The organism is Streptomyces adustus (genome assembly GCF_009377175.1).
Lineage (GTDB): Bacteria > Actinomycetota > Actinomycetes > Streptomycetales > Streptomycetaceae > Streptomyces > Streptomyces adustus.
The window spans coordinates 1-14,312 of record NZ_VJZD01000233.1 but is presented as its reverse complement, the minus strand read 5'-3'; the positions used below and the strand labels follow the sequence as shown (position 1 = coordinate 14,312).

General features: G+C 72.5%; 10 protein-coding genes and 1 pseudogene. 8 read left to right on the top strand and 3 right to left on the bottom strand.

Annotation, left to right across the window (positions count from 1 at the left end; translation table 11 throughout):
• The 3 genes from malQ to FNH09_RS36780 all read left to right on the top strand — a co-directional run.
• Positions 1-1,499: 4-alpha-glucanotransferase (gene malQ, locus FNH09_RS36790; protein WP_152894226.1), on the top strand; the 1,499-nt coding region annotated here is incomplete at its 5' end.
• Between the two features lie 78 nt (positions 1,500-1,577).
• The gene (locus tag FNH09_RS36785; RefSeq protein ID WP_162469657.1) at positions 1,578-1,853 is read left to right on the top strand and encodes a hypothetical protein; all 276 of its coding nucleotides are present in this window, start codon (positions 1,578-1,580) and stop codon (positions 1,851-1,853) included.
• A 132-nt stretch (positions 1,854-1,985) separates the two neighbouring features.
• The gene (locus tag FNH09_RS36780; RefSeq protein WP_152894225.1) at positions 1,986-3,455 is read left to right on the top strand and encodes an FAD-dependent monooxygenase; all 1,470 of its coding nucleotides are present in this window, start codon (positions 1,986-1,988) and stop codon (positions 3,453-3,455) included.
• Positions 3,456-3,767: 312 nt separating this feature from the next.
• On the opposite strand, the gene pepN is transcribed toward FNH09_RS36780, so the two are convergent.
• Positions 3,768-6,341 carry an aminopeptidase N gene (pepN, locus tag FNH09_RS36775; protein WP_162469656.1) on the bottom strand — a complete coding sequence of 858 codons (2,574 nt, stop codon included), beginning with the start codon at positions 6,339-6,341 and terminating at the stop codon, positions 3,768-3,770.
• Positions 6,342-6,453: 112 nt separating this feature from the next.
• Here pepN and FNH09_RS36770 point away from each other — a divergent pair, with 112 nt between their 5' ends.
• Positions 6,454-7,011 carry a DUF1203 domain-containing protein gene (locus tag FNH09_RS36770; protein WP_152894224.1) on the top strand — a complete coding sequence of 186 codons (558 nt, stop codon included), beginning with the start codon at positions 6,454-6,456 and terminating at the stop codon, positions 7,009-7,011.
• 3 nt (positions 7,012-7,014) lie between these two features.
• On the opposite strand, the gene FNH09_RS36765 is transcribed toward FNH09_RS36770, so the two are convergent.
• Positions 7,015-8,052: an aspartate-semialdehyde dehydrogenase gene (locus FNH09_RS36765; RefSeq protein ID WP_162469655.1), complete on the bottom strand. Its 1,038-nt coding sequence runs from the start codon at positions 8,050-8,052 to the stop codon at positions 7,015-7,017.
• Between the two features lie 342 nt (positions 8,053-8,394).
• Here FNH09_RS36765 and FNH09_RS36760 point away from each other — a divergent pair, with 342 nt between their 5' ends.
• Together FNH09_RS36760 and FNH09_RS36755 are read left to right on the top strand one after the other, a co-directional pair.
• Complete coding sequence (locus FNH09_RS36760; RefSeq protein WP_162469654.1) at positions 8,395-8,931, top strand: sigma-70 family RNA polymerase sigma factor; 537 nt, start codon at positions 8,395-8,397, stop codon at positions 8,929-8,931.
• A gap of 1 nt (position 8,932) precedes the next feature.
• The gene (locus FNH09_RS36755) at positions 8,933-9,718 is read left to right on the top strand and encodes a hypothetical protein (protein ID WP_152894223.1); all 786 of its coding nucleotides are present in this window, start codon (positions 8,933-8,935) and stop codon (positions 9,716-9,718) included.
• Positions 9,719-9,782: 64 nt separating this feature from the next.
• Here the strand turns inward: FNH09_RS36755 and FNH09_RS36750 are convergent, their stop codons facing one another.
• Positions 9,783-13,091, bottom strand: coding sequence for a S8 family serine peptidase (locus tag FNH09_RS36750; RefSeq protein WP_152894222.1), 3,309 nt, complete (start codon positions 13,089-13,091; stop codon positions 9,783-9,785).
• Between the two features lie 304 nt (positions 13,092-13,395).
• On the opposite strand from FNH09_RS36750, the gene FNH09_RS36745 reads away from it, so the two are divergent.
• On the top strand, positions 13,396-13,839 hold the full coding sequence (locus FNH09_RS36745) for an NUDIX domain-containing protein (RefSeq protein WP_162469658.1): 444 nt from the start codon (positions 13,396-13,398) through the stop codon (positions 13,837-13,839).
• A gap of 291 nt (positions 13,840-14,130) precedes the next feature.
• Positions 14,131-14,312 (top strand): annotated as a pseudogene (locus FNH09_RS36740) (TIGR03767 family metallophosphoesterase); the annotation flags it as partial.

Below are 14,312 nucleotides of genomic sequence, written 5' to 3'. Positions count from 1 at the left end.
CCACCGACCCGTCCCCCTACCGGCCCTCCTCGCGCCGCTTCCCCGACCCGGTCCACCTCCGGGTCGAGGACGTCCCCGAGTTCGCCCACGTCGAGGACCGCGAACGGGTGCGCGCGCTGCTGGACCGGGCCGCGCGACTGCGCGAGACGGTGCTGGAGAAGGGGGCGTGGATCGACCGGGATGCGGTGTGGGAGCTCAAGCGGGAGGCGCTGGAGCTGGTCCGGGCCGTACCGCTCGGGCCCGGCCGCCAGGCCGCCTACCGCGACTTCCTCGCCGAGCAGGGCGAGGCGCTCCGGGACCACGCCACCTGGTACGCGCTCGCGGAGGTGCACGGCCCGGACTGGAGCCGCTGGCCCGGCGGGCTGCGCGACCCACGCTCGGTGGACACCGCCCGCGCCCGGGTCGAACTGATGGACCGCGTCGACTTCCACAGCCGGCTCGCCTGGCTCACCGACACCCAGCTCACCGACGCCCAGCGCACCGCGCGCGAGGCCGGCATGCCGGTCGGGCTGGTGCACGACCTGGCGGTCGGGGTGCACCCCGGGGGCGCCGACGCCTGGGCGCAGCAGGAGTACTTCGCGGCGGGCATGTCGGTGGGCGCCCCGCCGGACGCCTTCAACGCCCGGGGCCAGGACTGGGGCCTGCCGCCCTGGCGCCCGGACCGGCTCGCCGAGTCCGGCTACGCCCCCTACCGCCACCTGCTGCGCGCCCTGTTCCGCTACGCGGGCGCCCTGCGCATCGACCATGTCATGGGCCTGTTCCGGCTCTGGTGGGTCCCGCAGGGCCTGCCGCCCACGGAGGGCACCTACGTCCGCTACGACGCCGAGGCCATGCTCGCCGTCCTGGTCCTGGAGGCCTCCCGGGCCGGGGCGGTGGTGATCGGCGAGGATCTCGGCACCGTGGAGCCCGGGGTGCGCGAGGCACTGCGCGAACGCGGGGTGCTCGGCACGTCGGTGCTGTGGTTCGAACGGGACTGGGACGGCGACGGCCGTCCGCTGCCCCCCGAGCGCTGGCGCCCCGACTGCCTGGCCACCGCCACCACCCACGACCTGCCACCCACCGCCTCCCGGCTCTCCGGCGACCACGTCGAACTCCGCGACCGCCTGGGCCTGTCGACCCGCCCCCTGGCGCAGGAGCGGGCCGAGGCGGCCGCCGACACGGGGGAGTGGCTGGCCCTGCTCACCCGGCTCGGACTGCTGTCCGACGCCGATGCCGATGTCGGCACCACGGAGGAGGCCGAGGTCCAGGCCGTCCATCGCTTTCTGCTGCGCACCCCCGCCCGGCTGATCGGGGTCTGGCTCCCCGACGGCGTCGGGGACCGGCGCCCGCAGAACCTCCCCGGCACCTGGGACCAGTACCCGAACTGGCGGCTGCCGATCGCCGACCCCGAGGGCCGCCCGGTGACGCTGGAGGAACTGGCCGCGTCGCCGCGGCTGCGCGCGCTGATGGACGCGGTCCGGGAGAGCCGGGCCGAGGAGGCGGAAGGCGACCCGGCGTGAAGGGGCGCGCGGGGGCCCTCGCGCTTCGTACGGCACCCCGGGCGCGCGGTCGCCCGGGGCGTTCGCTAGTTTTGAACCGTGGACAAGAAGAACGCCCTGCGCGCCGGCGCCCTGGCTGCCGGTACGACGCTGATGATGCTGCTCATGTCGTCCCCCGCGCTCGCGCTCACCCGCGACGACGGCGACGACCCCGGTTCGGGCCTGAGCGTCATCGAGACGCTGGGCCTCTATGTCGTGCTCCCGCTGGTGCTGTTCGGTGCGATCACTGCCGCGGTGATGGTCCTGGACAAGTCCACGGACCGTCGGCCGAAGAGCCCTCGGTCGAGGGCCGCCAAGGCGGGCGCGAAGGCCTGACCAAGGCTTCCGTCGGATCCTGACGCAGAGACCGAGGGCGCCTCCCTCACCCCGTACGCGTGGTGAGGGAGGCGCCCTCGGCGTGTCTCCGGCAGAATCTCACGGTCAGTCGTGGAGGCCCAGGAGGTTCGGATGAACGACACCACCGGCACGACCCCCCTTCCCGTGATCGTCGTCGGCTCGGGCCCCACCGGCCTCCTGCTCGCCGGGGACCTCGCCGCCGCCGGGGTGCGGGTCACGCTCCTGGAGAGGCGCCCGCACAAGATCAGCAATCTCTCCCGCGCCTTCGTGCTGCACGCCCGCACCCTGGAACAGCTCGACGCCCGCGGCCTCGCCGACGACGTCGAGACGGCCGGCCGGGCCCTGGACCGGCTGCGCCTCTTCGGCCGTCTCACCATCGCCCTCGACACCCTGCCCTCCCGCTACAACCACCTCCTGGTCATCCCGCAGTACGAGGTGGAGAAGGTCCTGGAGCGCCGCGCGGTCGCCGCCGGGGTGGACTTCCGGTACGAGACCGAGTTCGTCGGTCTGACCCAGGACGCGGACGCCGTGACGGTCCGTACGCGTGGCCCCGGCGGCGAGGCCGGGGAGCTGCGGGCGGCCTATGCGGTCGGGGCCGACGGGATGCGCAGCGCGGTACGGGACGCGATCCAGCTGCCCTTCCCCGGCGAGTCGGTGATCCGTTCCGTCGTCCTGGCCGACGTGCTGCTGGCCGAGCAACCCGAGAACCTGCTCACCGTGAACACCGTCGGTGACGCCTTCGCCTTCATCGCGCCCTTCGGCGACGGCTACCACCGTGTCATCGCCTGGAACCGGGCCCGTGACGTGCCCGACCACGAGCCCGTCGGCCTGGACGAGGTCAAGGAGACCGTCCGGCTCGCCCTCGGCCGTGACTACGGCATGCACGACGCCCGCTGGACGTCCCGCTTCCACAGCGACGAGCGTCAGGCCCCCGCCTACCGGGTCGGCCGGGTCTTCCTCGCCGGCGACGCCGCCCATGTGCACACACCGGCCGGCGGCCAGGGCATGAACACCGGCCTCCAGGACGCCGCCAACCTGAGCTGGAAGCTCGCCCAGGTGGTCCACGGCCACACGGACCCCGCGCTCCTGGACACCTACCAGGCCGAACGGCATCCCGTCGGCAAGGCGGTCCTGCGCAGCAGTGGCGGCATCGTGCGCCTCGCGATGGCCAAGCGACCGTGGACGCTGGCGCTGCGCGCGGGGCTCACCACCGTCCTCGACGTGGTCGGCCCGGCCCGCCGGAAGGCGATCGGTCAGATCACCGGGATCGGCGTCCGCTACCCGGCGCCCAAGGGCGCCCACCGCCTCACCGGGGCCCGCGTGCCCGACCTCGCCCTCGCCGACGGCGGCCGCCTGTACGAGGCCCTGCGCGGCGGCCGGTTCGTGCTGGTCACCCCGGAGGCGTACGAGGAGCCGGGCGCCCGCAAGGACCGGCTGGCCGTGACCCACTGGGCGGGCGGGCGCCGTACGGCGCTGCTGGTGCGGCCCGATGGATACGTCGCCTGGGCGGCCGACACCGCCGACGCGGCGGCGATCGAGGCCGCGCTCACCGCCCATGTGGGCCCGGCGGAGACCCGCTAGTCGGGCCGCAGGCCCGTCGACCGGGCGGGGAGGCCCCCGACGGGCCTGCGTCGGTCCAGTGAACGGGCCCCTGCGTCCCCGCGAGCAGTTCCCGCAGCCGCTCGGCCGCTCGGCCGGTCGGCCTGTTCGCAGTCGAGGCAGGACAGGGCCTTCGCCCGCACGGCGCGGCCCGTCCGGCAGGGCGCCCCGCGCGGGTGGCGGCCGGGACGGGCTCGGCTTCGCCCGGCCGGTGTGCCCGGAGGGCGGGTGACCGACCCGGTCACCCGCCCTCCGTCCGTACCGACACCGTCGGCCGGGACCGCCGTGGCAGAGCTAGGACGCTGCCGCGTCCGCCGCCTGTGCCTTCAGCGCCCGCTCGACACCCGAGCGCGACTCCGAGATCAGCCGGCGCAGGGCCGCGGCGGGCTCGACCGCGGCCAGCCACGCGTCCGTCCGGGCCAGGGTGTCCTCGTCGACCTGGAGCGACGGGTACAGACCGACCACGATCTGCTGGGCCATCTCGTGCGAACGCGAGTCCCAGACACCCTTGACGCTCTCGAAGAACTTCTCCGTGTACGGGGCGAGCAGCTCACGTTGGTCGGTCTGCACGAAGCCGCCGATCACCGCCTCCTGGACGGCGTTCGGGAGCTTGTCGGACTCGACGACCGACGCCCACGCCTCCGCCTTGGCCTCCTCGGTCGGCCGGGCGGCCCGGGCGGTCGCCGCGTGCCGCTCGCCGGCCGCGGTCCTGTCCCGCTCGTACTCGGCCGCGATCTCCGCCTCGTCGAACCGGCCGACCGACGCGAGCCGCTCCACGAACGCCCAGCGCAGCTCCGTGTCCACGGCCAGGCCCTCGATGGTCTGCGACCCGTCCAGCAGCGCGTCCAGCAGGTCCAGCTGCTCCGGCGTACGGGCCGTCGCCGCGAACGCCCGCGCCCAGGCCAGCTGGTGGTCGCCGCCCGGTGCGGCCGACCGGAGGTGCGCCAGCGTCGCCTCCGTCCAGCGGGTCAGCAGGGCCTCCCGGGCCGTCGGGTCGGCGTACAGGTCGATCGCCGACTTCACCTGACGCTGGAGCGACTGCACGACACCGATGTCGGACTCCTTGCCGATGCCGGACAGCACCAGGGACAGGTAGTCGCGGGTGGCGAGCTCGGCGTCACGGGTCATGTCCCAGGCCGACGCCCAGCACAGGGCACGCGGCAGCGACGACTCGAAGTCGCCCAGGTGCTCCGTGACGAACGCCAGGGACGCCTCGTCGAGGCGGACCTTCGCGTACGACAGGTCGTCGTCGTTGAGCAGGATCACGGCCGGGCGGGCCCGGCCGGCCAGCTGCGGCACGGCCGTCAGCTCGCCGTCGACGTCCAGCTCCAGGCGCTCGGTGCGCACCAGCCTGCCGCTGTCGCCGTCGAGGTCGTACAGGCCGATCGCGATGCGGTGCGGGCGCAGCGTCGGCTCGCCCTTGGCGCCGGGCGGCAGCGCCGGGGCCTCCTGGCGGACGGCGAAGGAGGTGATCACCCCGTCGGCGTCCGTCTCGATCTCGGGCCGCAGGATGTTGATGCCGGCCGTCTCCAGCCACTGCTTCGACCAGGTCTTCAGATCGCGCCCGGAGGTCTCCTCCAGCGCGCCGAGCAGGTCGGACAGGCGCGTGTTGCCGAACGCGTGCCGCTTGAAATAGGCCTGGACGCCCGCGAAGAACTCGTCCATGCCGACGTAGGCGACGAGCTGCTTCAGGACGCTCGCGCCCTTGGCGTACGTGATGCCGTCGAAGTTGACGAGCACGTCGTCGAGGTCGTTGATCTCGGCCATGATCGGGTGGGTGGACGGCAGCTGGTCCTGCCGGTACGCCCAGGTCTTCATGGAGTTGGCGAACGTGGTCCAGGAGTGCGGCCAGCGCGAGCCGGGCGCGTACGCCTGGCAGGCGATCGACGTGTAGGTGGCGAACGACTCGTTCAGCCACAGGTCGTTCCACCACTCCATGGTGACCAGGTCGCCGAACCACATGTGGGCCAGCTCGTGCAGGATGGTCTCCGCCCGCAGCTCGTAGGCCGCGTCGGTCACCTTCGACCGGAAGACGTACTGGTCGCGGATGGTGACCGCGCCCGCGTTCTCCATCGCGCCCGCGTTGAACTCCGGCACGAACAGCTGGTCGTACTTCTCGAAGGGGTACGCGTAGTCGAACTTCTCCTGGAACCAGTCGAAGCCCTGCCGCGTCACCTCGAAGATCGCGTCCGAGTCCAGGAACTCGGCGAGGGAGGGCCGGCAGTAGATGCCGAGCGGCACCGACTGGCCGTCCTTCTCGTACACGCTGTGCACCGAGTGGTACGGGCCGACGATCAGCGCCGTGATGTACGTCGAGATACGCGGCGTCGGCTCGAACTCCCAGACGTCGTCCTTCGGCTCGGGCGTCGGCGAGTTGGAGATGACGGTCCAGCCGGTCGGCGCCTTCACGGTGAACCGGAAGGTCGCCTTCAGGTCGGGCTGTTCGAACGAGGCGAAGACGCGACGGGCGTCCGGCACCTCGAACTGGGTGTACAGATAGGCCTGCTCGTCGACCGGGTCGACGAACCGGTGCAGGCCCTCACCGGTGTTGGTGTACGCGCAGTCGGCGACGACCCGCAGCACGTTGCGGCCCGCGAGCAGACCCGGCAGCGCGATCCGGGAGTCGGCGAAGACCTCGGCCGGGTCGAGCGCGTCGCCGTTCAGCGTGACCTCGTGGACGGCCGGGGCCACCAGGTCGATGAAGGACTGCGTGTCCCCTTCGGCGACGTCGAAGCGCACCGTGGTCACGGACCGGTAGGTGCCGCCCTCCTGAGCGCCGGAGAGGTCGAGATCGATCTCGTACGAGTCAACGGTGAGCAGCGACGCCCGCTGCTGCGCCTCTTCGCGAGTCAGGTTTGTGCCAGGCACGCGTTCATCTCCTCGTTATGTGTGGGTTGCGCCATCCTTCCATGTGACCTGCACGGAACGCGATGTCCAAAACCCGCCGGTGCAGGGCGCGGAGGAGCGCGAGCCTGAGGGCATGACGACGCACCCGGCCACGCACCCCGACCCGACCACCCGCCCGGCCGCACACCCGAGCGCACCCGCGGTGGGATCCGCGGCCTACGCGGTCCGGCCCATCGCCCCGTCGGACCTGGCACAACTGCGCACCGCCGACGACGCCGGACGGCCCTGCGTCCCGTTCACCGACGACGAGGGCGGCTCCCCGCTGCGCTGCTGTCTGCGCCGCAGCGAGCCCGGCGAGCGGATCGCGCTGGTCTCCTACGCGCCCCTGCGGCGCTGGGCGGCTCGCACGGGCGCCGACCCCGGGGCGTACGACGAGCAGGGCCCCGTGTTCATCCACGCGCGGCAGTGCGCGGGACCCGTCGCGGACGGCGTCCCGTTCGGCAACGCCCACCGGACCGTGCGCCGCTACTCGGCGCAGGGACGCATCCTGGGCGGTGAGCTGGTGCGGACGCCCGGCGACGCGGCCTTCCGCGAGGCGTTCCACAACGCACTCGACGACCCGTCCGTGGCGTTCGTCCACGTCCGGGCCGTCGAGTACGGCTGCTTCCTCTACGAGGTGGGCAGGCCCTAGGCCTCAGGCCTGGGCCGGTGCGGCCTTCTCCGTCAGCTCCGCGGCCACCAGCTCCGCGAGCTGCACCGCGTTCAGGGCCGCGCCCTTGCGCAGGTTGTCGTTGGAGATGAACAGGGCGAGGCCGTGCTCGACGGTCTCGTCGGCGCGGATCCGGCCGACGTACGAGGCGTCCTGGCCGGCCGCCTGGAGCGGGGTCGGGATCTCGGAGAGGACCACGCCCGGGGCGCCGGCCAGCAGCTCCGTCGCGCGCGCCGCGTCGATCGGGCGGGAGAAGCGGGCGTTGACCTGGAGCGAGTGGCCGGAGAAGACCGGGACGCGCACACAGGTGCCGGAGACCTTCAGCTCCGGGATCTCCAGGATCTTGCGGGACTCGTTGCGGAGCTTCTGCTCCTCGTCGGTCTCGTTCAGCCCGTCGTCGACGATCGAACCGGCGAGCGGGAGCACGTTGAAGGCGATGGGGCGCCGGTAGACCTGCGGCTCCGGGTAGTCGACCGCCGCGCCGTCGTGGGTGAGGCGGTCGGCGTCGGCGACCACCTTCAGCGCCTGGCCGTGCAGCTCCGCGACGCCCGCGACGCCCGAACCGGAGACGGCCTGGTAGGTGGCGACGACCAGGGCCTCAAGACCGGCCTCCTCGTGCAGCGGCTTCAGCACCGGCATCGCGGCCATCGTCGTGCAGTTCGGGTTGGCGATGATGCCCTTGGGGCGGTCCGCGATCGCGTGCGGGTTCACCTCGGAGACGACGAGGGGGACCTCGGGGTCCTTGCGCCAGGCGGAGGAGTTGTCGATCACGACGGCGCCCTGGGCGGCGACCTTCTCGGCCAGTGCCTTCGAGGTCGCGCCGCCCGCGGAGAAGAGCACGATGTCCAGGCCGGAGTAGTCGGCGGCGGACGCGTCCTCCACCGTCACGCCGTCCAGGACCGTCCCCGCCGAGCGGGCCGAGGCGAACAGCCGCAGCTCGGTGACCGGGAAGTCGCGCTCCTTGAGGATCCTGCGCATGACCGTGCCGACCTGACCGGTGGCTCCGACGATTCCGACCCTCACGGCGACTCCCTCTGCGTGCGTTTGCTCGTGTGTGACTGACGGGGGCTTTTCCATCATGCTGCCGCCCCTGGCCCATGTGTCCAATTCTTTGCCGGGTGTGCCCGAGGAATGGGACGCGATCCCGCGGACGCCAGGTGCGTTCCTGCCCACCGAACCCCCGCTGAGCTGGAGATATTCCCTCGGCGAGGGCTCTGCGCCGCAAGCTGTGCTGCTCCGGACCCTGCCCGCCGACACCTCGCCCACACGATGATGTGACGTACGCCTCTGGACGCCCGCGGACTCCCGGCCGAACGTTTCGGCCCCGGCCGGCGTCGTAGGGGAAACGTGCGGAGGGGGTGGCTTGTGCTGCGCAGAAAGGCCTGGCGCGGCCGGGGGGCCGACGCCACGGCGGGCGACGACCCGCTGGACGAGGCCCAGGAACGCCGGGTGCGGGCGGTGCTCGCCCTGGGCGGGGTGCCGCAGGCGGACCTGCCGGACGGGGTGCAGCAGGTCCGTCTGCGGCTGCTGGAACGGGCCGCGAGCGGCCGCGAGGCGCCGCGTGACGTGTCGGCGTGGGCGGCGGTCGTCGCCTCCAACCTGGCCATGGACTGGCACCGGTCCCGGCGCAGGCAGGAGCGCGTCGGGGAGCGTCTGGCCTCCCTGCGCCAGCCCGCGCACGACTCCGGCGAGGACACCAGCCTGCTCTCCCTCACGGTCGCCCGGGGCCTGGACGAGCTGCCGGACGCCCAGCGGCAGGTCCTCGTCCTGCGGTTCTACGCCGATCTGCCGGTCCGTTCGATCGCCGACGAGCTCGGCATCCCCGAGGGCACGGTCAAGAGCAGGCTGCACACGGCGGTACGGGCCCTGCGCGTCCGGCTGCACGAGGACGAGGTGGTGTGACATGACCGCCGGACACGACGGCCGCGAGCCGGACGTCGCCGACGAGGCGCTGCTGGCGGCGATCACCGGTGAACCGCTGTCCGAGCGGGCCCGCACGGACGCCGAGTTCCTGGCGGCCCACCGCGCCGCGACGGCCGACGTGGCCCTGCTGCGGCGGCACCTGGGCCTGGTCGCGGACGCCTTGACCGCGCCCGCACCCGCCGCCGTACCCGCCTCCACCGCCGCACCCGCCGCCGTACCCGCGCCCGTGCGGCCAGGCGCTCCCCGGCGCCGCCCGTTCGCCCTCGCGCTGCGCGCCGTGGCCGTGGCCGCCGCCGGTGCGCTGGTGGTCGGGACGGGCTGGCTGGTGGTCCGGGCCGGGAACGCGGTGAGCGGGGGTTCCGCCGCCTCGGACAGCGCCGCGAAGAGCGACGACAGCGACAACAAGGGGGCCGGGGCCGAGGCGGCCGCCGGAGCGGCCCTGGAGAGCCCGCAGTACCTGGCGTGCGCCCGGCTCGTCGTCGAGGGCGACGTCACGGACGTGGAGCCGGTGGCGGGCACCGCGCAGAGCCGGGTCACGCTGCACGTGACCCGTTCCTACAAACCGGCGAAGGCCCCGGCCGAGGTCGGGTTCCTGCTGGAGCGGGAGGTCGGGCCGGACGCCAGGCCCGGCGAGCACGTCCTGGTCGTCGTGCCGCAGCACTCCGCGCTCGCCGACGCCTGGATCACCGGAGCCGACGCCGTCGCCCGGGAACGGGCGGTCGTCGGCCGGGCCCTGCCCGACTCGCGCACCCTCACCTGCGAGTGAGCGCGGGGCGACGAGAAGGGGCGGGCGCCCTGTGGACGCCCGCCCCCGATGCCGTACCCGAAAGTTACGGCGTGACCTTCTCGATCTTCACGCTCGCGACGCCCGCGACCGTGCCGCGCGCGTTCACCAGCTGGGCCTGGCCGAAGAACTCGCGTCCCTCGGGGGCCGGGGCCAGCGCGGTGACCGAACCGGAGACCGTCGCCGAGGCGCCGGTGCCGAGCTTCACCGGCGCGGAGGCGTCGACGGAGACGGAACCCAGGGCGGCGGAGAAGAAGACGTCCTGGTAGTCGTAGTCGGTCGAGCCGGCCGGGACGGAGTAGCCCGCGACCGCGATGGTGTACGTACCGGCGGCCGGCGAGGCGATGGAGACCGACTCCTCCGAGTCGCCGTCCGCGGACTGGGCGACCTGCTTGCCGGTGGAGTCGTAGACCGTCAGGTCGAGGTCGGCGGAGGCGTCGGAGACGTTGCCGATGGCGACGTCCAGCGACTTGGCGCCCGCGGGCACCTCCACCGTGGTGGTCTGGGTCTCACCCTCCTTGATGGCGGGACGGGCCGACTTGGCCGAGCCGAGCGGGCCGCCCACCAGCGTGCCGTCGAGGGCCGCGAAGTTGTTCGTGACCTTCCAGGAGGCGGCGGACGGGACGCCCACCTTGGCCTCGGACACGGTCACGGTCGCCGGGTCGAAGGCCGCGCCGAGCACGGCGACGTCGAGCTTGTAGGGGTTGTCGAGCAGCGGCGAGGTACGGCGCGACTCGACCTCGATCTCCCACACGCCCGGCTGCGGGTCGGCGTACGCGCGCACGTCGGGCTTGCAGCCGTTGCCGTCGAGGTAGTTGTTGTAGCAGTACGGGGTGCTGGTGTTGTCGACCGGGACACCGTACGGGTGGATGGCGATGAACCGGGTCTGGCTCTTGTCCTTCAGCCCGCCGATCGCGACCTCCAGCGACTTGGCGCCCGCGGGCACGGTCACGAAGTACGACTTCGAGCTGTTGCGCTGCACGGTGTCGGACGCGGCGTAGGTGTACTTCACCGGCGCCGAGACCACGACCGTGGTCAGGATCTGCTTGTCGACGCCCTCGGTGCGCGGGTCGTCGAGCTCCAGGATCGCGCTCTTGATGCCCGCGGACCTCGGCGCGGCCTGGACCTTGACGGTCACCGGCTGGTTCAGCGGCAGCTTCACCTCGTCGGAGCCGACGATCCGGAAGGTGCCGGCGGCGTTGTTCGCGAGGTGCAGGTCGTGCCAGATCGCCTTGGCGGAACCGGACGTACGGGTGACGGTGATGTCGTACGTCTTCTTGTCGCCGGCCTTGAGGCCGCCCTCGCGGTCGTAGAGGCCGGTGCCGAAGCCCGGCGTCTTCAGCGCGTAGTCGATCGCGGTGTCGACCGGGGCCTTGACGGTGTAGTCGTGGGCGGTGGCGCCGTCCTTGATGGCGTCCCAGGCGTCCACGATGTCGATGCTGCCCGCACCCTCCTCGTACGCCTGCACGTCCTTGATGTGGTGGGCGGTCGAGGTCAGCGCCGTGCGCAGGGTGGCCGGGGTGAGGGCGATGCCCTTCTGCTTCGCGGCCGACAGCAGCAGCGCCGAGGCGCCCGCGGCCTGTGGGGAGGCCATCGAGGTGCCCTGGAGCATCGAGTAGCCGGCCGGCAGGGTGTAGCCCGCCTCGGCGACCGGGGAGCCCGGCAGCCAGGTCTGGGTGGTGTTGATGGCGGCGCCGGGGGCGACCAGGGTCGGCGTGAAGCCGCCGTCCTCACGCGGGCCGCGCGAGGAGAACGGCAGCAGCGCGTACTTCTTGGTCACGGCCGAGCCGTAGTTGGCGGCCCAGGTCTCCTTGGAGATTCCCGCGCCGACCGAGATGACCTTGTCGGCCAGACCGGGGTCGCCGATGGTGTTCGCGCCGGGGCCGGAGTTGCCCGCGGAGATCACCAGCTGGACGCCGTAGGTGTCGATGAGGCGGGTGTAGAGCTCGGCGCGCGCGTTGTTGCCGTCGTTCAGCGCCGGGAGGCCGCCGATCGACATGTTGACGATGTCGACACCGCGGTTGACGACCAGGTCGATCATGCCCTCGGTGAGCGCCACGTTGGTGCAGCCGCCGGTCCAGGTGCAGGCACGGGACGAGACGATCTTCGCGCCCGGGGCCGCGCCGTTCATCTTCCCGCCGAACAGGCCGTTCGCGGAGGTGATGCCGGCGACGTGCGTGCCGTGCTCGGACTCGATGACGCCGATGTTGACGAAGTCGACCTTCTTGCCGACCCAGTCGCCGCCGTAGGGGTCCATCGGCACGTCCTTGCGGATCTGCACGACGAACGGCTGGCGCTCGACGACGTCGGTCGCCGGGTTGTCGGTGCCGAAGTAGCCGACCTGGTAACCGTCCTTGTACGGCTTCATCGGCGTGTCGTCGGTGAAGTCGAAGTTGTTGTTCAGGTCGACCCGGACCGTGCCGGCCGCCGCGTCGTACAGCACGCCCCACGAGTCGGTGGTGTCACCGTCGCGGTTGGCGTCACCGGCCGCGTCGCCGCCGGCGGTGTACGACTCCCTGAACGTGCTGATCTGGTAGGAGCCGGCCGGCGCCGTCCAGGTGCGGCCGCCGTAGGCGAAGGAGGCCCCGGACACGGAAGTGACCATCGGGCGCCAGGTGTTGTCGCTGTCGACGATCGGGTCGGTCGCCGTCACCCAGTCGACGATCTTGCGCTCGCCGGTGGTGGTCTTCTGCAACGCCGGGTGGCCCAGGTCCACGCCCGAGTCGAGGATGCCGATGGTGACCCCGCGGCCGTCCGCCTTCGGGTGGTCCTTCACGAAGTCGACGGCACCCGTCTCGAAGGACGGGTTGTAGGGGTTCTCGGCGGGGGTGTTCTTGCCGGGAGCCGAGTAAGTGCCCTTGGAAGAGGTCGACTTCGCGCCCTGGACGGTGTCCGCGCTGGGCGTCGGGTCGTCGAGCTTGATCTCCTGTCGCAGGTCGATGGCCTGCACGGAGGACAGCTTCGCGGCGGCGGCGATGGCCGCGTCCGCCTGGCCCGTCGGGACGGTGGCGCGGACGTAGCCGAGCTTGTCGTAAGTCCGGCCGACGGAACCGCCCTTGACGGCGTCCAGCTTCTCGGCGACCTGCTCGGTCGCGCCGGGCGCGGTGGCGACCATCATCGTGACGGTCTTGTCGCCGTGCGCCTTGGCCGCGGCGAGCCGGTCGGCGTCGTCGGAACCGAGCTTCTCGTCAGCGGACTTGACGCCCGGGTCCGCGGTGGCGGGTGCCTGGCCGGCGGAGAAGGCCATGGGTATCGGACCCGCCGCGGACAGCGCGGCCACCAGACCGGCGGCCACGGCGATACGGACCACGCGTCTCGCGCCGGATATGGGTTCACGCTGAGGGGTGAGAGTCATCGGCATCCCTTGCAGGTAAAGGAACGAGCGTGTTGCGACCGGACCGATCGGCCCTGGTCGCGATCGTCCGGACTACGACCCCGGACGGTCGCTCAGCTTTACCCAACGGACATGTCTTTGGGGAGGGTTGACCGAAACAAGATGGATGTATGGGGAAAACCCCCGATGGATTTTACGGACACAGGCGGTCATCCTGTGACATTCCTGTGAGTGGTTTTATGGAAGTCCGTGCACGAAGTGTCCACTTGGGTGAGCGGGTGATCACGCTTCGGGTTAACCTCGCGGGGTGCGCCAGAAGTTGAGGGTGGCGGCCTATGCCGTCTGCGTCCGCGAGGGGCAGGTCCTGCTCGCCCGGTCGTCCGCGTCCGACGGTACCCCCGAGTGGGTGCTGCCCGGCGGCGGCATGGAGCACGGCGAGGACCCGTACGACACCGTCCGGCGGGAGCTGGCGGAGGAGACGGGCTACCGCATCGAGGTCACCGGCCTGCTCGGGGTGGACTCCGTCCGGCACGCCGTCCCGCGCGCGGGACTGCGTCGGGCCACCGACCACCACGGCGTACGGCTCGTCTACGAGGGCCGCGTGGTCGGCGGCGAACTGCGCAACGAGATCGGCGGATCCACCGACCTGGCCGCCTGGCAGGACCTGACGGCCGTGCCCGGCCTGCCCCGGGTGCCGCTGATCGACGTGGCGCTGACGCTGTGGCGCGGCCGCCCGGCCGCGGGCCACCTGGAGCTCGCGGCGGAGTAGGCCCGCCTCCCGGGCGCGCGGACGCCCTCCCCGGGCGGCCGTGCCCGCCGGGGAGTTGTCGTACTACCCCGAAAAATGAACGCGCAGTGACCGCGTGCGGGCCGTTCGACGAGCGGTCGCGGACCTCCCGGGTAGTCCGTGATCCACGTACGGCGATGGGCGTCGCACGTTGCGGCCTCGTTCACGCCCAGGTCACCCCCGGTGCCAAGCATCCGGTACGAGCGGGCGGTTCGCCATGGGCGGGCGCCCGCGACCACCGCCGACGCGTTCGCACCCTGGGGAGATCGCGCCATGTCGCGCATACGCTCTGTGACCACGTCCCTGCCGGGAGTCGACCGGCGCTCCGTCCTCGCCGCCACCGCGGCCGTGTCCCTCGCGGCGGGCATCGGCTACGCCCTGCGGCCCACCGACAGCCAGGCCGCGCCCGCGACCGTCCCCCAGGCCGCGCCCGCCGCCGACGCCCCCGTCGCCTC